16 protein-coding genes, 1 tRNA gene and 1 pseudogene are annotated in these 21361 nt (G+C 39.5%); 5 read left to right on the top strand and 13 right to left on the bottom strand.

The annotated features are described in order from the left end of the window. Positions 1-393 precede the first annotated feature (393 nt). Complete coding sequence (locus IPI59_08410; GenBank protein MBK7527556.1) at positions 394-1824, top strand: TolC family protein; 1431 nt, start codon at positions 394-396, stop codon at positions 1822-1824. Between the two features lie 108 nt (positions 1825-1932). Further along, positions 1933-2650: pseudogene (locus tag IPI59_08405) on the top strand (YebC/PmpR family DNA-binding transcriptional regulator). Positions 2651-2922: 272 nt separating this feature from the next. Here the strand turns inward: IPI59_08405 and secDF are convergent. The 6 genes from secDF to IPI59_08375 form a co-directional block, all read right to left on the bottom strand. Further along, a complete protein-coding gene (gene secDF, locus IPI59_08400) occupies positions 2923-6018 on the bottom strand; it encodes a protein translocase subunit SecDF (protein MBK7527555.1) in 3096 nt (1031 codons plus the stop codon). A gap of 251 nt (positions 6019-6269) precedes the next feature. Further along, positions 6270-6890 (bottom strand): methyltransferase domain-containing protein, encoded by a 621-nt coding sequence (locus tag IPI59_08395; protein MBK7527554.1) that lies wholly within the window; start codon positions 6888-6890, stop codon positions 6270-6272. A gap of 41 nt (positions 6891-6931) precedes the next feature. Beyond that, the gene (locus IPI59_08390; GenBank protein ID MBK7527553.1) at positions 6932-7261 is read right to left on the bottom strand and encodes a rhodanese-like domain-containing protein; all 330 of its coding nucleotides are present in this window, start codon (positions 7259-7261) and stop codon (positions 6932-6934) included. Between the two features lie 374 nt (positions 7262-7635). Then, positions 7636-7709 (bottom strand) — tRNA-Asn (locus IPI59_08385). Positions 7710-7812: 103 nt separating this feature from the next. Further along, entirely contained in the window at positions 7813-8826 is a 1014-nt protein-coding gene (locus IPI59_08380; protein MBK7527552.1) for a zinc-binding dehydrogenase, read from the bottom strand. A gap of 7 nt (positions 8827-8833) precedes the next feature. Then, a complete protein-coding gene (locus tag IPI59_08375; protein ID MBK7527551.1) occupies positions 8834-11113 on the bottom strand; it encodes a hypothetical protein in 2280 nt (759 codons plus the stop codon). A 388-nt stretch (positions 11114-11501) separates the two neighbouring features. Here IPI59_08375 and IPI59_08370 point away from each other — a divergent pair, with 388 nt between their 5' ends. Then, positions 11502-11939, top strand: a complete 438-nt coding sequence (locus tag IPI59_08370; GenBank protein ID MBK7527550.1) for an HIT family protein — start codon at positions 11502-11504, stop codon at positions 11937-11939. Here IPI59_08370 and ruvC read toward each other — a convergent pair. Then, complete coding sequence (ruvC, locus tag IPI59_08365) at positions 11905-12558, bottom strand: crossover junction endodeoxyribonuclease RuvC (protein MBK7527549.1); 654 nt, start codon at positions 12556-12558, stop codon at positions 11905-11907. The two genes, IPI59_08370 and ruvC, sit on opposite strands and share 35 nt — an antisense overlap. A gap of 375 nt (positions 12559-12933) precedes the next feature. Here ruvC and IPI59_08360 point away from each other — a divergent pair, with 375 nt between their 5' ends. Beyond that, on the top strand, positions 12934-13557 hold the full coding sequence (locus tag IPI59_08360) for a hypothetical protein (GenBank protein ID MBK7527548.1): 624 nt from the start codon (positions 12934-12936) through the stop codon (positions 13555-13557). A gap of 166 nt (positions 13558-13723) precedes the next feature. On the opposite strand, the gene IPI59_08355 is transcribed toward IPI59_08360, so the two are convergent. The 6 genes from IPI59_08355 to IPI59_08330 all read right to left on the bottom strand — a co-directional run bounded on the left by IPI59_08355 (position 13724) and on the right by IPI59_08330 (position 18546). Further along, positions 13724-14533, bottom strand: a complete 810-nt coding sequence (locus IPI59_08355; protein MBK7527547.1) for a T9SS type A sorting domain-containing protein — start codon at positions 14531-14533, stop codon at positions 13724-13726. Positions 14534-15446: 913 nt separating this feature from the next. After that, on the bottom strand, positions 15447-16934 hold the full coding sequence (locus IPI59_08350; GenBank protein ID MBK7527546.1) for a polysaccharide biosynthesis C-terminal domain-containing protein: 1488 nt from the start codon (positions 16932-16934) through the stop codon (positions 15447-15449). Between the two features lie 40 nt (positions 16935-16974). Next, complete coding sequence (locus IPI59_08345; GenBank protein MBK7527545.1) at positions 16975-17277, bottom strand: diacylglycerol kinase family protein; 303 nt, start codon at positions 17275-17277, stop codon at positions 16975-16977. 144 nt (positions 17278-17421) lie between these two features. Beyond that, positions 17422-17748, bottom strand: coding sequence for a transcriptional regulator (locus IPI59_08340; protein MBK7527544.1), 327 nt, complete (start codon positions 17746-17748; stop codon positions 17422-17424). 91 nt (positions 17749-17839) lie between these two features. Next, a complete protein-coding gene (gene vanZ, locus IPI59_08335) occupies positions 17840-18199 on the bottom strand; it encodes a VanZ family protein (GenBank protein MBK7527543.1) in 360 nt (119 codons plus the stop codon). 59 nt (positions 18200-18258) lie between these two features. Further along, positions 18259-18546 (bottom strand): antibiotic biosynthesis monooxygenase, encoded by a 288-nt coding sequence (locus tag IPI59_08330; GenBank protein ID MBK7527542.1) that lies wholly within the window; start codon positions 18544-18546, stop codon positions 18259-18261. A 250-nt stretch (positions 18547-18796) separates the two neighbouring features. Here IPI59_08330 and IPI59_08325 point away from each other — a divergent pair, with 250 nt between their 5' ends. Next, positions 18797-20290, top strand: coding sequence for an SLC13/DASS family transporter (locus tag IPI59_08325; GenBank protein MBK7527541.1), 1494 nt, complete (start codon positions 18797-18799; stop codon positions 20288-20290). Positions 20291-21361 lie beyond the last annotated feature (1071 nt).

Raw genomic sequence — 21361 nt, 5'->3', positions numbered from 1 at the left:
AGTAGTAATTTCAAACACAAAACTAACACGAAACAGTATATAATTTGCCCACATTTTAGCACCTTGACTAAAGGACAGGATTTTTAGGCAAACACAAATCTGATCAACTGGTTTTTCCAAAAATCAAGCCAAGTTTTTTTATAATATCAAAGATTGCATGCCACAACAGCCAAATCATGACTTTTCATTGAGACGGGCATGTTTTTTTTATACCATTAAAACGAAACATTGCTGCTTTGCATTAAGGCAAAATGTGTTTACTTTTAATTTATCCGGAATTTTTTTCGTTAAAAAATGGTTTGCCTCTTGTATGCAAATTTCGATGCGTAATTTTGCCCCATATTCTTAATCAATCTCGCACAATTTATTGTCAGTAAATTTAAAAAACAAAATATGCAAGCTACCATCCGCACAATATTTACACAACTATTATTATTTATTTTATTTGTTTGTGCAAGTATAACCACACAAGCGCAAAACACACTCAGCATAGTGCAATGTATAACCTATGCCGAACAAAACAATCTGCAAATTAAACAATTAGGCTTAAATGAGCAAACTGCCAACGAAAACCTCCGGCAAGCTAAAGCTAACCAATATCCAAACCTAAGTGCAAACGCATCGCATTCGCTTAGTTTTGGCCGCAATATTGACCCCACAACCAACTCATTTAATACAGCATCTATACAGTCGCAGCAGTGGGGTATTAGCGGTGGGATTTTGTTGTATCAAGGTGGTTTGTTAAAGCGCAGCATAGCCCAACGCAATATGCAGGTAACATTGGCCCAGCTTGAAAGTGAGAGTGCACGTACCAACCTGAAGCTAAATGTGCTAACGGCATACTTAAATATACTGTTAGCACAAAGCCAGTTAAAAGTGCTACAGCAACAAACTAAGCTTACTGCCGAGCAATACACCAATACTCAAAAATTAGTTAACGCCGGCCTCATCCCCGAAGGCAATTTGCTTGACCTGCAAGCCCAACAGCAAAACGAAGCTCTAAACATTACAACCGCACAAAATGCCGTTGATGCTGCTTATTTGGGGATGGGACAGCTAATGAACTATACCGATAATTATAAAATTGTTGAGCCAACGGTTAGTTTACCATCAGCCATAAATGTATCCGGATATAACGTTGAACAGGCCTACCAAACCTCATTAACTACACAGCCCAGCATTAAAACGGCAAGTTTGCGCACTAAAATTGCCCAACAAGGTTTATCTATAGCCCAAAGCGGGCGTATGCCCTCAATAGCATTGTCGGGCGGGCTAAATACACGCTGGTCAAGTTTAGGGAAACGTTTAAACGAAGACGGCGAATTTGGCATTGCGCAAACTCCCTATTTCACTTCTAAATTCGACTCGGTTTATACCATCAGTTTTCCGTTTGAAGACGACCCCTATTTTTCGCAAATAAGCAATAATTTTGGTAATTTTTTAGGACTTAATGTTTCAATACCTATTTACAACCGCCGCGAAGTAAAAACCAGTAGTGCATTAGCGCAAATTGGTATTGCCAACGCTCAAATTGCCGAGCAAATACAACAACAAGAACTGCGGCAAACCATTGAACGCGCTTTGTTAGACGCACGTGCTGCCGCTCAAAAATACGAAGCAGTGGCGGCTACCATTACAGCCCAACAAAAGGCCTTTGATTTTGCTCAAAAAAAGTACAATTTAGGTACTGCTACCGCGCTTGAACTTTTTGCAGCACAAAACGCCTTAACCTTAAGTCAATTAAATGCCGAAGCCGCTAAATACGACTATATTTTTAAACTCAAACTGCTAGATTATTACGCTGGCCAACCTATTACGTTTTAATTAAACATCCGGATAAAATGCGCCGAAATTCGCTAAAAATCGTATCTTTGCACCCCATCTTGTAAATAATAAAATTAACAAATATCACTCAAAAAATATCGTTTTTATATGGGACGCGCATTTGAATTTCGCAAAGAACGCAAAATGAAACGCTGGGATAAAATGGCTAAAGCATTTACCCGTATTGGCAAAGAAATAGCCATAGCTGTTAAAACCGGCGGTGTTAACCCCGAAACCAACTCTCGCCTACGTTTGGCCATACAAAACGCAAAAGGCGCTAATATGCCTAAGGCGAATGTAGAGGCAGCAATTAAAAAAGCGTCCTCAAAAGATGAAAAAGCATTTGAAGAAGTAGTTTACGAAGGCTATGGCCCCCATGCTGTAGCTATTTTGGTTGAAACAGCTACCGATAACCCTACCCGGACCGTTGCCAACGTTCGCTTAGTTTTTCAACCGGGGTGGTGGCTCGTTGGGCACAAGTGGTTCGTTGAGCTTCGTCTTTGAACGCAAAGGTGTGTTTACCATTGGTGCGCCCGGCCTTGACCGAGATACATTAGAACTTGAACTGATTGATTACGGCTTAGAAGAGATTGATGGCGACGAAAACGAGCTGGTAATTACAACTGCTTTTTCAGATTTTGGGGCTATGCAAAAAGCCCTTGAAGAGCGCAATATCGAAATTATCAATGCCGAATTGCAACGAATGCCTAATAATACTGCTAAACTTAACGAAACTCAATATGCCGAAATTGAAACCCTTATTGAGAAGTTAGAAGACGACGACGATGTGCAAAATGTTTATCACAACGCCGAATTAGTAGAGTAATAAATTTTGTAGTAAGGAGATATCCTTTTACCTCTGTTTGTGAAAAGTGATTACGTGACTGCTATTTGCTTTTTTTGATTTCGCAATCAAACAACCAAGCATTAATGATTTATTTTCCGGATTGTTTTTGTTAAAAAAGTATATCCACCTACTGGCACAAATTAAGATAAAAAGCCCCTGAAAAAATATTTTCAAGGGCTTTTTTATTTTTGTGCAAGCAATAAATACAAGACTATTACTTGTTTGTTAATGCTACGCCTTTGTTAGTTTAATCAAGTAGTAGCAATTTCTTTTGCCTCGGTGTTTTTAGCAGCCAAGCCTTCGGGGTTAAACCTGCCTTTTGCAAACTCGTAAACAACAGATGAGGCAATAAAAATAGACGAGTAAGTACCAACAATAATACCTACAATCATGGCAAAGGCAAATCCGCGTATAACGTCTCCGCCAAATATAAACAAACACAACACCACTAACAACATGGATAGAGATACGTTTATAGTACGGCTTAATGTACTGGCAATGGCATCGTTCATAGTTTCTTTAAGGTCGCGCTTAGGGTTATTCCGTATATATTCCCTTACCCGGTCAAAAATTACTACGGTATCATTCACCGAATAACCAATAATGGTTAAGAAGGCGGCAATAAATGTTTGGTCAATTTCGAGCGAGAAAGGTAAAATTCCAGCAAATATTGAGAACAGCGCCAATATAACTACGCCATCGTGGGAAGTAGCCAAAACAGCCCCCAGTCCATATCGCCAGTTAGGGAATCGCATAGTAATGTAAGCAAATATAGACAACAGTGCCAACATGGTAGCCCAAACTGCACCGCGTTTGATGTCATCGGCAATATTAGCCCCTACTTTTTGTGAACTTTGAAGATTTTCTTTTGAGAAGGCATTAAAATCGGGTTTAGCGCCAAATTTTACTAATACTTCATGGATATCGGAAATTACTTTTTTATCAACTTCGGGGTCGTTATTATCAATAAGGTGGCTGGTAGTTATTTTCACTTGATTACTGCTGCCAAATGTTTGCACAATAGGGGTCGATCCAAGTTTAGCGGCAATTGCATCGCGTATATCTGAGGCGTTTGCTGTTTGATCAAATTTAACGACATAAGTGCGACCACCTTTAAGGTCAACACCCATTTCGAAGCCTTTGGTAAAGAACGAAACTAAGCCGATAATAACAGCCACAAAGGACAAGGCAAAAGGTATGCGACGAATGCCAATAAAATCGTATTTAATATTTTTAAACATGCCCAAACTCCAGCTACTGGCATAGCTAATTTTTACGCCTTTTTTCATTAACCACTCAATCATTAGGCGGGTAATAAAAATGGCAGTAAATAACGAGGAGAACAAACCGATAATTAACACTGTAGCAAAACCTCTAATTGGGCCTAAACCAAAATAAACCAATATAGTAGCGGTTATAAGGGTTGTAATATTTGCGTCAATAATTGCCGAGTAGGACTTAGAGTAGCCATGTGCAACAGCTTGAGCCAAACTTAAGCCTCTGGCAAGTTCTTCACGTATGCGCTCAAATATAAGAATATTGGCATCTACGGCAATACCCATAGTTAATATAATACCGGCCATACCTGGCAGCGTTAAACTTGAACCCAACGAGGCTAAGACGCCAATAATTATAAACAAATTTATTAGTAGGGCAAGGTTGGCAATTAAACCACCAGTACGGTAGTATAAAACCATAAACAATAAGATAGCAGCAAAACCTAACACCAACGACAAAATACCGGCGGTAATAGATTTTTCGCCAAGTGATGGGCCTATTACCTCTTCTTGAATAATTTTAGCTGGAGCGGGCAATTTACCTGCTTTTAGTATGCTGGCCAAGTCTTGCGCCTCACGCACGGTAAAATTTCCGGATATTTCGGTGTTACCGCCTGCAATTTCGTTTTGTACAGTTGGGGCTGAATAGACTAAATCGTCTAATACTACAGCTACACTTTGACCTATATTTTCTCCGGTAATTTTGCGCCACATTTTTGCACCTTCGCTGTTCATAGCCATTGTTACAACGGTTTGTTGTTTTTGGTTTACGTCTTGGCGCGCATCTGTAACAACATCTCCTTCCATTGCAGCGCGTTGCTCTGCACCAAACCGGCTTTGCACAGCATATACCTCATGTATAGCAGCATCCTTTGAGGCTTCAGAGGGTTTTGCCGATATTACTAATTTTATATTAGCGGGGAAAGCTTGTTTAACTTCCGGCATATTAAAATAGGCTCTCAAAGTGTCAATATCAAGGGCGCTTACGTACCCAATCATCGGCGCACCGGCCTGTTGTATCGGGCTAAAAATGCCTAAAAGTGGATTTTCGCGTTTAAATTTTTCAATGTCTAACGAGTCGGCATTGGTTTTGCTAGTGTCTTTGTCAGCCAATAAATCTACTTCTCCTTCTTTTTTAGCTTTTGTGGTATCGGCACCTGCATTAGCGGTTTCGGTGTTATTGGCATCAGGTGTTTTTATTGTATCTTGTTGTGCCGAGGCATTATCTTCAGTTTTGATTTTATACTTGGCAGCCAAAGCTTTATTTGCTGCCTGTATCATTTTAGCTATTTCGTTACTATTTTCGTAAACTTCCCAAAACTCTAATTTAGCACTTGCTTGTAATAGTTTACGAACCCGTTCGCGGTCATCTACGCCAGGCAATTCAATGTATATACGGCCAGTCGATTTTTGTAAATTAATATTAGCCGACGATACTCCAAATTGGTCAACGCGGGTACGCATAATTTGAAAAGTGCGGTCAACGGCAGCATTGCCCTCATCTCTGATAACAGCCAAAATTTGGTCGTTAGTTGAGTTGGCACTAATATTTTTGTCGCGCAGTTTAGCGTTGTTAAATATGTTTGCCATTGGCACGTCTGGTGCTACTTCTTTCCATGCGGCGCCAAATAGGGTAACAAAATCGGCCTCCTGCCCTTTTTCAAGCTCTTTGGCGCGAGCGATGGCTTTGGCAAAAGTTGGGTCTTTGCTATTATTAGCCAACGAGGTAATAAGGTCTTCGAGGCGTACTTCCAATACCACGCTCATACCGCCTTGCAAGTCTAAGCCCAAACTAAGTTGGCGCTCTTGCACTTCGTTATAGGTGTAGTTGGCAATACCTAAGTTGATAACTTTTTTGTTGGCCACCGAGTCCAAATAGCGTTTTGATTCTTTGCGAATTTCGTCTTCTTTGGCAAACTCGTTAGCAAATGTTTTGTTGGCAATTTTTTCTTCGGCGTATTCTTTTGCCCTGCCTTCAACAATATTAGTAAACCAAGTAAACGATAAATAATAAAGGCATACCAATAAAATGGCAGCAAAGAAAAACTTAATTAATCCTTTTGCCTGCATAATTAGTGTATAGTTGCTAAGTTAGATGTAATTTTTTTAATGCAATTATAATGAGGGCGCAAATATACGCAAACTTTGCCAAAATTTGCTTTTTTTTTATCCGGATCCCAAATTGAACTATTTTTACTTCTTCATCCGGATATTTTTAAGTCGTACTATCAGCCACCTCTTGAATTACAGCAGCTATTTCGCCTACTCACTTAATCATATTACAGTATTTTCAGGCAGGGTAGTTAGTAAGGTTTATAATATTATCTTTTATAGGCAATCATAAACAACTCGGTATTAGCACGGGGAGCAATACTGTTGTAGCAAGGCGCTAAAGTTTTGAAGTCAAAATAGGGTGCAAAAATTGACAGGTAGTCTGTAATTGTACCGCCAAAGGGTGGGCCACGTTTTTCGAACTGAACAGCAAACAACAAACCAACTAATTTGCCCTCGGGCTTTAATAGCGAGGCCATTTTTTGCACGTAATTCGGCCTTAAATCCGGATGCAAAGCACAAAAAAAGGTTTGTTCTAAAATTAGGTCGTAATTAGTATGGGGCTGGTGTTCAAAAAAATTTGCACAAACAACCTTAACTTCCGGAAATGGCGCGAATTTTTCTTTTACCTGTTCAACTGCAAGCGGAGCAATATCTAATAAAGTAATATTGGTAAAACCCTGTTGTATTAAAAAATGGGCTTCGTGGGCATTGCCACATCCTGGAATTAAAATAGCTGCTTGTTTATTGGGGTATTGTGCTATATAATTACAAATAGCTGGTGCGGCATGGCCAATATCCCATCCGGTTTGTTGGGTTTGCCAACGCTCATTCCAAAAAGTTTGGTCAAGAGAAGGCTGGTTAGCTTCGTTTTGTTCTATTTTTGACATTTGGAGTGGGGCAATTTTTGCTATTTTACCTACTTAATTATTTATTTATTGCTGTTTTGCTGTACTATTTGATTGACGCTTTGCCAGCCACCGCCGTTGGTTACATTAACGATGCCGTTTTGTGTTAATATACTTTTTGCTTGACTGCTTCGCATACCACTTTGGCAAAATACAATGATGTGTTTTTTGTTTTGAAATTTGTTTAGTTGTGCGCCAACTGTATTAAGCGGAATATTTACCGAGCCTTGTACATGACCTTGGGCAAACTCGCCGGGCGTTCGCACATCTACTAAAAAAGCGCCATCGGCTATTAATTGTCGCAAATTGGCTGAAGAGCCAAAACCCAATAGTTTTTTTATAAAATTGAACATGTTTATTTGATTTTATTAAGGGTAAGAATATTGGCTTAAATTATTGTCATGGCAATTAATAATTTCTGCCATTAGTAAAATTGTTTGCTAACTGAAGAAAACAGATGAAACTTCAGATGAAATTTCCGAAGCTATACTTGCTGTTTGCAGCTATCAAACTGTAGTGTAGCCCTCTTGTGTAACGAAAGCACATGACGTCTGTTAAAATAGCATTGCGCCAAGCACCTGGCTGATATTAACTTGTTTGTTGATTCATTTAGTGTTGTATTAACGCTGATGTATTTTCTAAGCTAAAATAATACTTTTTACTTTGTAAAAGACATAAAAAAAAGCTGGCAGTTTTTACACCACCAGCTGAAAACCACATATTGTTGCGCCCCCTCTAGGACTTGAACCTAGGACCTGCGGATTAACAGTCCGACGCTCTAACCAACTGAGCTAAGGAGGCATTCCTGTTAAAAGCAGCGCAAAGGTACAGTATTTTTTATTTACCACCAAATGCCGCTCGTTTTTTTTGAAAAATTATTTTTGTTGCAAACAGGCGGGTAGTATCACCAACTAATAGCTAATTTGCCCGTAGTTTGGCGTTTTTCGAGGGCTGTGTGCGCTTGGGCTAATTCTTGTATTGGGTAAACACCCCCCGATTGCGGGTTTACAATTCCTTGTTGGTAGGCAGCCATTGTTTGTTGCAGGCAGGTTTGCAGTAAGTCGGGGCGTTGGTCGGCAATGCGCAACATATTAACACCTATAAAAGATATGGAGGCCGATAAAAATTGTACCGGATGAAAAAAGCCAAACTGGGCTACGTGTTTTACCATGTTTAATTTATTTTTTCCGGAAAAATTAGCTACCCCGTAACTTACCATTCGCCCTCCGGCCTGTAGCAAGCCCATTCCCTTTCGCACCGAGGCTCCGCCTAAGGCATCAAAAATAATATCTATCTTTCCGTTTGGTGCTAAGCGTTTAATTTCAGTTGCAAAATTGTTTTTTTGGTAATCTATTGGGTAGTTTACTCCTATTTTTTCTAAATAAGGTAATTTACCCCCCGATGCTGTGCCGTAAATCACACAGCCCTTGTGTTTTGCCAACTGCACCAAGGCGGTTCCTACGCCGCCCGCCGCCGATTGTACCAAAACATGGTCGTTGGGTTGTAAAGTGGTTGCCATTTGACTGGCATACCAAGCAGTGCTGTATTGGGTAGCTAAAGCAGTAGCCGTAGCCAAAGGCAAGTCATCGCCAATAGGTAGTATGGCATGAGGTTGAGCTATTAATTTTGAAGCGTACCCATTAAAGCGGGTAAAGGCCAACACACGTTGCCCAATATTAAACCCTTGAACTTTTTCGCCCAAGGCTTCAATGCGGCCTACTGCTTCGTAACCCAACACAGTGGGCAGGGGCGGGCAATCGTTGTATAAGCCTTGCCGGGCTAATACATCGGCAAAATTTAGGCCAAAGCCTTCAACAGCTATCAACACCTCGTTTGGCTGCGGGCTGGGGTCGGGCTGGTTAACAATTGAAAAAGCGCGGTCAGCGGGGCCAAACCGTACTAATTGTACCGTTTTCATGTGGCTGCTATTTTAAAACAACTAATTTAGTAGTTTGCTCGAAGATGCCATTTGAAAGGTGTAAAAAATACAATCCGGAAGTTAAATTATTTGGCAGCGCAATTTGAAATTCTTGCGCCGTATTATTATCCGGATAAATGTTTGACGCAATTAATGGCATCTTATATCCGGCAACACTTTGTAAATAGGCTGCAAATTGATGCTTATTGCCGTTTTTGTTATTACTTAATATAACGGTAAGGTTTTGCGTATTTGCCTCAATAAGTGTGGGGGTAACTACCCAGTTTTGCTGGGCGGTTGTATTGCTAAAATCAGTTCCGGTAAAAGGTTTGACGTTAAATAATATCGAGCCGCTACAATTATCGGCATCAAATACAACTAATTTTTGGTCGCCTAAGGGCAATTTAAGTGCGGTTGGCACCTCGGTTTGGCCGTTAGCCCATTGATATAAATAAGGTGGATTTCCACCGGTTACGGTTGCAAAGGCAGTAGTTCCGGCGGTTTCAACTTGTATTTCAATTTCTGACGGCTGGCTAATATTGTAAGGCAGTATTACTTTTAAATTATTGTTATCGGTAATGGTAACGGTGTAGTTGCCGGCTTCAACTCCGGATAAATTTTGGGTGGTAGCACCGTTGCTCCACTCAAATTCATAAGGTTTTAAGCCCCCTGCTATGGTTAAGTTAAGTTTTCCGTTGTTATAGCCATAGCAAGCTGGTTGGGTAATACTTGCGCTTACATTTAGTAAAACAGTTTGTGCGGTTGCGGTACAGCCATTTGCATCGGTAATAGTTAGGTCGTAATTGCCTTCGATTAGGTTGGCAATACTTTGCCCTGTGCTGCCATTCGACCAGGCATAACTGAACGGCGGCGTGCCCCCTTGGGGTTGGCCGGTTAATTCGTTGCCGGCGGTTTGTTGAATTACGGCGGTTAAGACGGTTGGGGCGGGCACCCAAACAGTTAATACAGATGTTGTTTGGTTGGCATCGGTAACGGTAACGGTATATTTGCCTAATTTTAGTCCCGAAATTTTTGCTTCTGTTGCGCCATTACTCCACATATAGGTATAGGGTGGGGCACCTCCGGCAATTTCAAGATGTGTAACGCTTCCATTTTGGCTATCATGGCATAGTGGTGGTTCAATGCCAATGCTTTTAACATATAAATCGGTAGTAGCGCCGGTTGTAAAAAAACCTTTGACTGGCGGAGCGCAAACATTGGCACTGCTAAAGGGCATAATTGCATAAAAATATTTAACGCCGGCATCTAATTTTAGCCAAACACTGGTATCGGTAACGTATTTATAGGTATTTGTAGCATTGGGAAGCATGGGTTGAATTTGTATGAAATAAGATTCGGCACCCAGCGATTTTTTCCATGCTAACAATACTTTATTCGGATTAATATTTTTAGCCCCATCTGCCGGATAATAGAGTACGGTTTTGTCTACTTCAACGGGTTTGGGTGCGTCGGGTTTAATTAGGTTTTTGCGTTCTTCCTCTAAATAGGTTTGCACATACGCAATTTGCTCTGGACTAAACCGGTCGCTACATTCGTCGTAGGCATACGACATATACAGTGTTTCATCCGGATGAATAATATTTCCTTTAGGGTCTTTTAAAGTGCCTTTGTACGGGCAAGGCCAGCGGTCCCATAAATAGTCGGCGGGGGTATCGCAAAAATAATCTCCGGTAATACTGCAGTTACTGCCATCTACCAACTCTTGCTCCCATGTTTTTGGTATTTCGCCGCCTTCCCATCCTAAAAAAGTGTGTGGAAGCCCAAAATAATGCCCCAACTCGTGGGCAAGGGTAGTGCTTCCGTCATCCGAGCACGATTTGGCAACGGCAATCGCATCGCCCCATCCCGAAAAATAACCGCAGTTGTCGGCAGGATTTTCAACAATGAATATATTTATAGTGCCCTTTACTTTGGCATTTTTCATCATTTTTTCGCCATCGTCATAGTCGTGGTCGTACCAGTCAGTATTATTCCAAAACTTAATATCGTCGGCTAAATAAAATTGGATATTTGTTTGCTGCCATTGTTCGTTTGTTTCGCACAGCAACCTAAAAACCTCAAGTGCCGCAAAATAGCCCTTGCCGTCGTCATCGCCAACAATATGAAAAATCATGGGCAAATAAACAGTTTCGGTTTGCTCTTTGGCCAACGGTTTAGCGTTTAGGGCGTAATTTTTAAGTTTTTCAATGCTATACTGAGGCATGGTGGTGCCACATGTATGATTTTGTGCGGCTGTATTTTGCCTACTCAAAAAAAGTAATACCACACCAAATAAGAATAAAAAACCAGTGAAACAGTTTGTAAAAAAGGGTTTGAAATGCGCAGCAAAGGCAAATTTCATGTTACGATATTATGATTTTAATTAAAATAAAAAAAGCGGGCAAATTTACGATTTTTTTCTTCAAAATCATATATTTGTTAGATAAAACCAAGGCAAATGTTCCGGATCTAACGAACTATTCACTAACCACAAATCACTAACCACTAATCTAAAATTTAAAAAAAACAGTGTAATTTTGTGGCGGTTAGTTAATCAAATAATTAAATGGCGGCAAGTAAGCGTTTCATAAATTCGGGTGCAATATTTCTTCGCTACTTGCTTAAAACGCATGCACTTGGCTTGCCGCTTTTTCACTTTTAATAATTCATAAAAAATGTCAACTATTTTTTCGCGTATTATCGCCGGGCAAATACCCTCGTATAAAATTGCCGAAAATGACCGTTATTTTGCCTTTTTAGATATTAATCCCATTGCAGAAGGGCATACTTTGGTGGTACCTAAGCACGAAATCGACTATTTTTTTGATTTAGACAATGCTGATTTATCCGGAATAATGCTATTTTCAAAAAAAATTGCAACTGCACTGCGTTTGGCCGTTCCTTGTCAGCGCATAGGCATTGCTGTTGTAGGCCTCGAGGTGCCGCATGCTCATGTGCATTTGGTGCCGCTACAAACCATCCACGATCTCGATTTTACAAAGCCTCGTTTGCAATTTACGCCACAGCAGTACCAATCGCTAACTGAAGGCATACGGAGCAAACTACCGCACAACACGGCTACTTTTTTACCCGATGCGGATTTTCTGCAATAAAACTATCCCAGTTGGCAGGCTTTTTTTTGCGGGCTGGCTTGTTCGCACCCAAACTATTACCAGTATTACCTGCACCTAACGCCGAAAACACCTGAAAAGAGTGGCAAACAGCTACCCCCAAAGCATCGGTGGCATCTAAAAAACTTGGGGCTTTATTTAGCTGTAACATTTTAAGCAATAACGCTGCTACCTGCTCTTTCGAGGCATTGCCGTTGCCCGTTATAGCTTGTTTTATTTTGCGCGGCGCGTACTCAAAAACCGGCATCTTGTGGAGCATAGCTGCCGTAATAGCCACCCCTTGAGCGCGCCCTAATTTTAACATACTTTGCACATTACTACCGTAAAAAGGAGCTTCTATGGCTAATACATTTGGGTTGAAATATTCAAAAATGCCATGAAGTCGTTCAAATATTTTTTCGAGCTTTACGTAAGCATCCGGATATTTATGGAGTTGAATGACACCCATGCTCAACAATATGTGTTCGTTTTTAGCCGCGTCAATAATAGCGTAACCCATTGCAGTTGTGCCAGGGTCAACGCCGGCAATGCGTATAAAACCTGGAGGGGGTGGGGTAATTACAGGTTGTGTTTGTGTTGTTGTTTTTGCTGTTGTGGGCATAAAGATTAGTAAATATACTTTTATTAGCTGAATATGATGTGGTGTTAAGTGCTTATTCTAGTAGTAAAAAAATAATTTTGTATTTAGTTTACAACAATTTTAGTTAGCTTTGTATATAAGTTTTACTAAAAGGCAATCTTTTCGCATTTTTTTATATATTTATATATGAGTTCTTAAAAATTTACAATCAATATTTGGTAAAGCTAACAAATATACGCTTGTCTTAAGCGAAAAATGTTTAGGGTTAAAGCAAACTATCTGCCCGAATAGATAATGCAAGCTATCTGCCTAATTTAAAATAACAATTCGTTAACCTTCATATCGTTAATCTTCATAATCATATTTTTATCTCTCACTCCTTAAACATCTTATTGTATGTTAAAACTCAAACAACAATTTCTACTTGTTTTCTTCGCACTTACTCTTTTTTTAAGTGCGTTAAGTGTAAAAGCCTGTCCACCGCCGGTTGTAATTGATATTGATTGCCCCGAAGGCAAAGATTGTAACCCCACCATAATTATTGGAGACGATAATGAGGTGGACATTGAAAAGGGCAAAAGCCCTTTAGGCGAAATTATTGATGATATACTCGATTTTTTGGGTGGTATAATTAAGAAAAAACCGGATACTGGTGGTGATGGTGATGACGGCGGTGACAGTAGTGGCGGCAGTGATGGCGGTGGTGATGCTAGTGGCGGCACAGACGGTGGTGATGATTCTAGTGGTGGCGAGGCTGAAGCACACTCATTTGAAGAGCATCTGTCGCAAGTTAGTGATTACTTTTTGTTTGGAAAAATCACTAAAGAAGGCATAATACTACAATACCCTCCTAGTACCAAAAGTTGCCAAACCAGTTTTGCTCTGAACTTCAATTTCGATATTCCACTCCCTCCGAAATGGTTAAAAAAATACAAAATACAAGGGAAGCGCAAATTAAAAGCAGGTAGGTATAGTACTAACAAAAAAGGAACCTTGTTATTGCCGTTCCAAAACATGTAGATACTCAAATGTTAAAAACACCCGATTTTAGTTGAGTTAAAACTAAAATCGGGTATGTTTTTTAAGGCGAATCATAGCGCGTTTCATTGAACAAAAAAGCGCAATGGTTATACATTTACAACCAATGCGCTTTTGTACTAGTTTGTTAAATTAATTATTGGGTTTGCTAATGTGTTAACAGTACTTTGTGGCTAACTTTGTTATTGCCCTGGTGTATATCAATCAGGTAGTAGCCATTAGTAAAGCCGGCAAGGTCAATTTCGTAACTTTGTTTGCCTACAACGGCATCTTTTTCGAGGTAGCTAACTACGCGGCCTGTCATGTCGTAAATATTAATAACGGCTTTGGCAGTGTTTTGGGCTTTTAGGTCAATATAAACTTTGCTTTGGGTAAAGTTAGGGTAAACGCTAATATTGGCGTTGTATTTTACCAAAACGGGCGATTCGGTAGCAGTACCTTCAACGCCGCCAACTTCGCCTAAATCGTGCATTTGGCCATTGTTTGCTACAGTGTTAAACGCAGTGTATTTGGTGTTAATTTTAAGGCCAACTTCTAAATTTGGATTTAACACTTCGAAGCAAAATTCGGCAACATCAACCCAAGCAGTGGTAACAGACGGGCAGCCCGAATTTGGTGCATTTAATAAAATAGCGTAGTTACCTTCGCCTGCTTTATCAAGCTCTAAAAAAGTAAAACTGTTGGTGTAGCTTGTAGTACCGCCTGGTCCACAATTATTTTTATCGTTAAAATTTAACGATTTAACGCTGGGTTTTCCGATAGCATCCATATTATAATCGAAGAAAATGGTGGCACTACCCAATTCAAAACTAATGTCTTGGGCTTTTACTTGTACTTTAACACAGTACGAGTTGCCGCTATATTGTGGGTCGGCAAAGCGAACGTCAACAATACCTGCATAGGTGTTTGCGCTCAATAAAAAAGCGCATAGAACAAATAATAATAAGAGTTTTTTCATGTGTATAAGTTTAAGCGATAATTTTTTTTGTATTTTGTTAAGATTGATTTAAAGGAGTTAGGTAATAAAAAATGGTTTGATTGGAAAAATTGAGTGAAGATAAGGTGTTTTTTACTTTGTACCAAAAAAGTTGAAAAATTTTTTTTTTTATTTTTTCCGGATGGGTATTTTTTGCCCTCAAACATCTTGGCAATAGGTTAAAATCCGGATAAATTTATTCGGATAAATTTATTCTTTCTTGTTTCATTGTGCAACAACGTGTTAGGGCATTTTTTCTTGTGCGCTTAAAAATTATATAGGTAAGACTTTCGTTTATGGGCAAACGTTAAAATCTTGTTAATAATTGAAGCGAAAAAATTCTAATTCAGACGATACACTTTGAAAAAAATTATCCGGAGGCAATTAATATTCAAATCCTTATAGTTGAGCCTGGTTTCCCAGCCATAACCCATCTCTACGCCCAAATCACATGAATCACAATTCAAGACGCTTTTTTTGCCCCCATCTCTTGCAACTAAATAAAAAATGCGTTAAATTTGCCGTTGACTAATATAATTTTCATTTTAAAAACTTTAAATCTTATGCGTTGCAAAAACAAAAAGCTGTTGCAATACAGCCAGGCGTTAGTTGGGCAGTTGGCTTTGTACAATACCTTAGGGCAGTTGGTTTGGTCGGTTGCCGCTATCCCATTGGGTTACAATGCTTACCAATAATTTAGCCCAAGGCATGTATTATTACCATTTCACGCCCAATCATCCGGAAGAAAAAAACCCTGCCCTTATAGGTAAAATTTTGTTGGTGGGTGGAGGTGGGTAAGGCATAAATGCAACTTACCTCCTCCGGATAAAAAAAATTTTCTTTAGCCTAAGTGTTTTATAAACGCAACAACCGAAGTACTGCTAAAAGTAATACGCTAACGCTGTTTTATTTTACTCATTAAGCTAATTAGAAACATATTAATATCTGGAGAAATATTCCATTTCCAAATTAAAGTGCTATAAATTCCTACTAAAAATATAGTTTTTAAAGTGCTGTCGAGTAAATAATGGCCTAATTGAGGTATCAAAAAAGCGGGTATTGCACTTATTAAGGCTGCACCCAACACTTTGACTGTTTGCTTGCTAAATGGCTGTATTTTGTATTTGTAATATATAAACCACAATTTTAAAAAATTAAACAATGTAATAGTTGCCAAGGTGGCAATGGCGGCCCCGGTTATGCCGCATAACGGTATTAAAACTAAGTTAGAAATAATAGTAACGGCTACCGTTGAAAGCATAATGAGTAAACTAATACGGTAAAAATCAGAGTAAACAATGATTTCGTTGTTTACACTGGTTAAACTGTCAATAACTTTTGCCGCACCAATTATTAAAACCACATACCACCCGGCAGCATATATTTGCCCATTTGGCATTAGTTTAAACAATGTATTTAAGTTTAAGGCAATTAACAGTAGCAACAACAAACCTACTATAAACTGGTTAATAGATACTTTTTTATATACCTCGTCTAAGGCTGTAATATTTTTATTGCTTAAATAACTTGCCACTAAGGGCGAGGCAATTTGGGTAAACACCCTATAAGGTATTTCTATTATAGTACCAATAAAGAAGGCTATCCGGTAAACACCAGCACTATGTAAACCGCTCATCGAAGTAATCATTAGTGCATCAATGGTGCGCATACCAATTACGCCCAATCCGGCTAAAATAATATACCCCGAGTAGGTAGCCATTTGGCGGACTAAAGGTTTATTAAGCTGAGCAAAGTTTATTCTCCAATAAAATTTTTTAAGTCCTATTACATATAAAACAAAACAAAGGCAAACTATTGCATAGCAACCAATATAGGCAATTACAAATCCGTGCTGGTTAACAAAACCATAAAAGTACAAAACACAGGCAGCTATTACTAATAATCGCCATAAAGTTTCGCGCAGTAAACTGGGTATGGCAACTAAAAATAGCGATTTGAGCCAACTTTCTAAGGCCCATTGCAAAGCAAACAAAAAAAGCAGCGGCAATAAATAAACTATATATTGACTAAATAACGGCGATTGTTTTATAAATAAACTTTGCAGCAAAGGCTTTATTGCCGGAAAAATCAAGGCAAACACCGCAAAACCAAACAGAGGTATTAACAGTAGTAAACCTAAAAATCCGTTGTGCTTTTTATTTGTATTATTAAAGTTAGGAAAAAACTTAACGCCCATGTACGTACTGCCTAATAACACAGTAGGTAGTAACAACATAGCCGAGTCGGTTAGCGCGCCCGACAAACCAATTAGTTCGGGGGTTAAACACGCCGGATATACTGCTAATACATTGATTGCGCCCAGAACAACACCAATATAGGCCATTAACATACTTTTAAGGCCTTGCCTGCGCATTACACCCATAACCTAACAAATAAGACAATAAAAATTACAGTAATATTGTTTAACTAAAATACAAAACCAAATATTTAGACCATATTTTAGGCGCAAAAATACCGATTGCTACGGCTACCGCACTTATTGCTACTAAAGTTACAGCTCCGGCTGCAAGGTCTTTTACTAAGCCGGCCTTGGGATTAAAATCAGGACTTACCATATCGGTCAGTTGTTCAATAGCGCTATTAAAAGCCTCGGCGGCCATTACACTGCCAATAGTTAGGCACAAAACTGCCCACTCAATACCCGAAACCCGCAGCCAAATACCAAACAAAACAGCTAATAAAGCAGCTACGGCATGTAATTGCATATTGCGCTCGTGGGTAAACACCCAAAATAGGCCGTTAAAAGCATTTTGTAGGCTTTTTGCGAAGCGGGTAATTGAAAACGCCGGTTTGTTTTTTGTTTCAGTTTGCAAGTGATTGCGTAGATGTATAGATTAGTTTTCAGATTGTTATTTGTTAGCATCGGTGGTTTGAGGTAAAGATTGCGCCGGAAGTAATTGCCTTAGGCAAGCGACATAGTTAAAAAAGGCAATTTTGCCCAGCTCGGTAGCTTTATACGAAGTATTGGGGCGTTTGCCTACAAATTTTTTAGTAACTTCAATATAACGTTTTCGCTCTAACGAGGTGGTATGGCTGGCCAAATTTCCATCGGTAATTCCAAGTGTTTCTTTGATTGAGTTAAAATCAACCCATTCGTTGGCCAATAATAACGACATTATAGCTATACGAACCCGGCTGTCAAAAGCCTTGTTCATGTTTTTTAACACATCTTTCATAGGTGTGTACGTGTAATTTGAGTGGAGGGAAAAGGGCATTATACTTTGAAAACAAAAGCAAAGATAATAGTTTTTCCATCAAACTTGTGAATTAGTTTTTTTGTGCCCTAAATTTATAACCTAAAACAAGCAAAGTTAAGGCTGCGCCAGCAGCATCGGCAATTAAATCGGCCAGTTCAAAGTAACGGTTGGTAAAGCTAACCTGAAAAATTTCCATTAGTAACCCAAACAAAACCACACCTATAAAGGTAATCATGTAATGCAGTTTAAAGCCCTTATGCACTAAATAAGTTAAAATGCCATAAAAAACCAAATGCCCAATTTTATCGGGGTGTAAAAGCGTAAATGGCATCCGGGGCAGTTTTTCGGCGGGCAATAACGATATAATAACGATGATAAACGCCCACGCAAAAGCCATTTTCCGGAAAAAAGCGGCACTTAATTTGTTCATAATAAAAAAGTAAAAGTATAAATCAATCAATCAGCCAAGAGAAAAATAAAATAAATACACTACGCCAATTTTTCAACCGACCAGGCTTGCGCCGGAGCGGCAAACAAAGGTTTTACCTGCCGCCATGTTTGCAAAAAAAGTGCCGATGCCCGGTATTGAGCCAAATCTTGAGGGCTTTGCCAAAGGCTGTAAGTAAAATACGTGTTAGGGTCAAGCGTGTCGCGCCAAAGTTCAACGCTAAGGCAACCTTCTTGTTGTAAAATTTGAGGTTTTACCTGCAAAAAGATTGGTTCAAAAAGATTAGCTCCGTTTGATGTAAATTGCATTTTAACTATCCGGATGAGCATAAGTAAAGTAAAAACTAAGGAAAGAGCACAAATTGTAAAAATAATATATTTATTAAACATTTTTCAAAACTACCTCGAAACAGGTATAGCAAGAAAAAGAATAAACATGCAAACTGCTTATTAAATTACTGATAACCTAAAAATATTATCCGGATTTTTTTTCAAGGCCAAACAAAACAAAGCCCAAAATTAAGAACAAATTTGCCTATCATTGTGCACTTAAATAAAAACTATCGCACTCCCCATTAAAATGTCTTCCAAACAGCATAAAAGCAAGCGCCGAACTTTATTTTTATCTTCAAAGCAACTTAAACTAATAGCTGGCCCCTTACTGGCTTGCCTGTTTTTTTTTGTAATTGACCTTGACCCTGCCAAGCCGCAGGTTTCAATAATGGCGGGTATTATTGTTTGGGTGGCAACCTGGTGGATGCTCGAGGCCACTCATATTGCCGTTACAGCCTTTGTGCCCTTTTTGTTGATGCCTTTGCTGGGGGTGCTCGATGCAAAAACCACTGCCATTCAATACATGGATCATATAATATTTATGTTTGTTGGCGGTTTTATTTTGGCCTTTAGTATTGAGCATTGGGGGCTGCATATACGGTTATCGCTAAAAATTTTGTCGGTATTAGGGCGCAATCCTTTAACGGTTTTAATGGGTGCCATGCTTTGCAGTTGGTTTATTTCGATGTGGATTTCGAACACGGCAACCACCATGATGCTGCTGGCAGCCGTATTAGCCATAGTAAACCGCGTTGAAACCGACAGCGAGCAAACTGACCCCCGTGCGGTTACAAAATTTAATGCCGCTTTAATGTTGGGTTTGGCCTATAGCGCTACCATTGGAGGCATGGCAACCATAATAGGCACACCTACTAATTTAATTTTTTCGGGCTTTTACGAAAAAAACTACCCTAACGAGCCGGGTATTTCTTTTGCCGGATGGCTAACTGCCGGCCTGCCTTTATCGATATGTTTATTGGCATCTATTTTTGCCATTTTATATTGGTTTTGCCTGCGCAAACAAGCTGCATTGCCCTTTGATATTGGTCATTTTAAACAGCAATACGCACAGTTAGGCGCGTGGCGCTACGAAGAAAAAATGTTGGCGGGCGTTTTAACAATAGCGGCATTGCTTTGGTTTTTTCGGGATGATTTGGTTTTGGGCAATTTTACAATATCCGGATGGGCTAATTTACTGCCACAACCCAACTATGTACAAGACAGCACGGTGGCTATTTTAATGGCTTTTGCTTTGTTTTTTATTCCCTCAAAAAGTAAGCCTGCCCGCGCTCTTTGCACATGGAAAGAAGCCCAAAAATTGCCCTACGATATAATTTTACTGTTTGGCAGCGGCTTTGCCATAGCCAAAGGCTTTGAGGTCAGCGGCCTTAGCACTTGGTTGGCCAGCCAACTAACGGTATTAAGCCAGGTGCCACCCTTTTTAATGATTTTGGGTATATGTGCCTTAGTTACGCTAATGAGCGAGTTTGCCTCGAACGTGGCTACCATACAATTACTATTGCCCGTACTTGCCGCTTTGTCGCAATCGTTAAATATTGACCCGCTTTTGCTTATGCTGCCAGCCACTTTTGCTGCCTCCTTAGGTTTTATGTTGCCCGTTGCAACTGCCCCTAATACTATTGTTTTTGGCACCGGCAAAATTCCGCTACCCTTAATGTTGCGCATAGGTTTATTGCTCGATGTGGTTGGTATTATACTTATTACCCTGTTTTACAGTTGATTTTTTACCGCGTATTTTCTGAATTAGGGTTAGCTGAATTTAAGAATTGGAATGATTTTTAGGAAAAACCCACCCCTGCTGTTCTAAGTAGGGGAAACCACACCCAACTCAAAAAGAGTTGAATATTAATTATATCCGGATAAATTTCTTGGCGATATATTGTCTTACATGCTATATATTCTATTTGCTTTGCTTAGTTTAACCCGTTCTCATAACGCTGTTAGCCATGTTGCTAAATAAAAATTACCACCACCTACTACTTGCAAAATTTGCGTAATTTTGGGCCTTATTTTGCATGTACTAAATTTTGAACGCAATTTTTTATGCCTAAAATACCTGTTGACCAGTTAGAGCGGCTAATTAAAAAAACCTTTACCGAAGCCGAATTGAAAGAAAATAAGTTTTATGTTACCCAAGCGGTGCCGCCTTTAGCTATTTTGCGCATTTCAACGCAATTTGGGTCGTTAAATTTGGCCAAAGAAGATATGGTTTTATTGCTTGACCACCATGTTAGCGGCAGCCTCAACAAGGGCTTTTTAATAACTAATTGTAATGTTCATTTTTCTAAAGGCTACTTGCCCCTCGAAAAAATTGGCCAATTACTTGACGAGCAAGGCAATTTACGACCTCCGCTTGAGCTGCCCGATGCGATTAAAACTAAATTGGCTCGCCTCATTGCCGCCATAGCCCAGTACAACCCCAATAAAGATACAAATTTAGAACGCTACGGCAAAGATAGCACTAAAGAGATGTTCAACGGCAATCATCCGGATAAAGATAAAAACAAAGACCCCGAAAATAATGTGCCCATTCTAATTGAACAATCGGGTGATGATTCAAATAAAAATACTTCCGGAAAAAATACACCGGACGTAAACATCGTCAACGAAAAAATAGATGTAAGTGGAGTGCCTCCACAAATTATTACCGAAGAAGCACTAAAACACATGGGTAGCCCTACCGATGCCCTTGCCAGCGATTTAATAGACGAGGCCCTGCTAAACTTGCTTAAAGTTGAAGGCGACCAAATTATAGATGCTTGTAAATTATTGGATGCCGACGAAGATTTTA

The sequence above is a fragment of the Sphingobacteriales bacterium genome, from assembly GCA_016706405.1.
Classification (GTDB): Bacteria; Bacteroidota; Bacteroidia; order Chitinophagales; family UBA2359; genus BJ6.
Note: the sequence above shows the minus strand (reverse complement) of the source record. Positions and strands in the feature narration are given on the sequence as shown.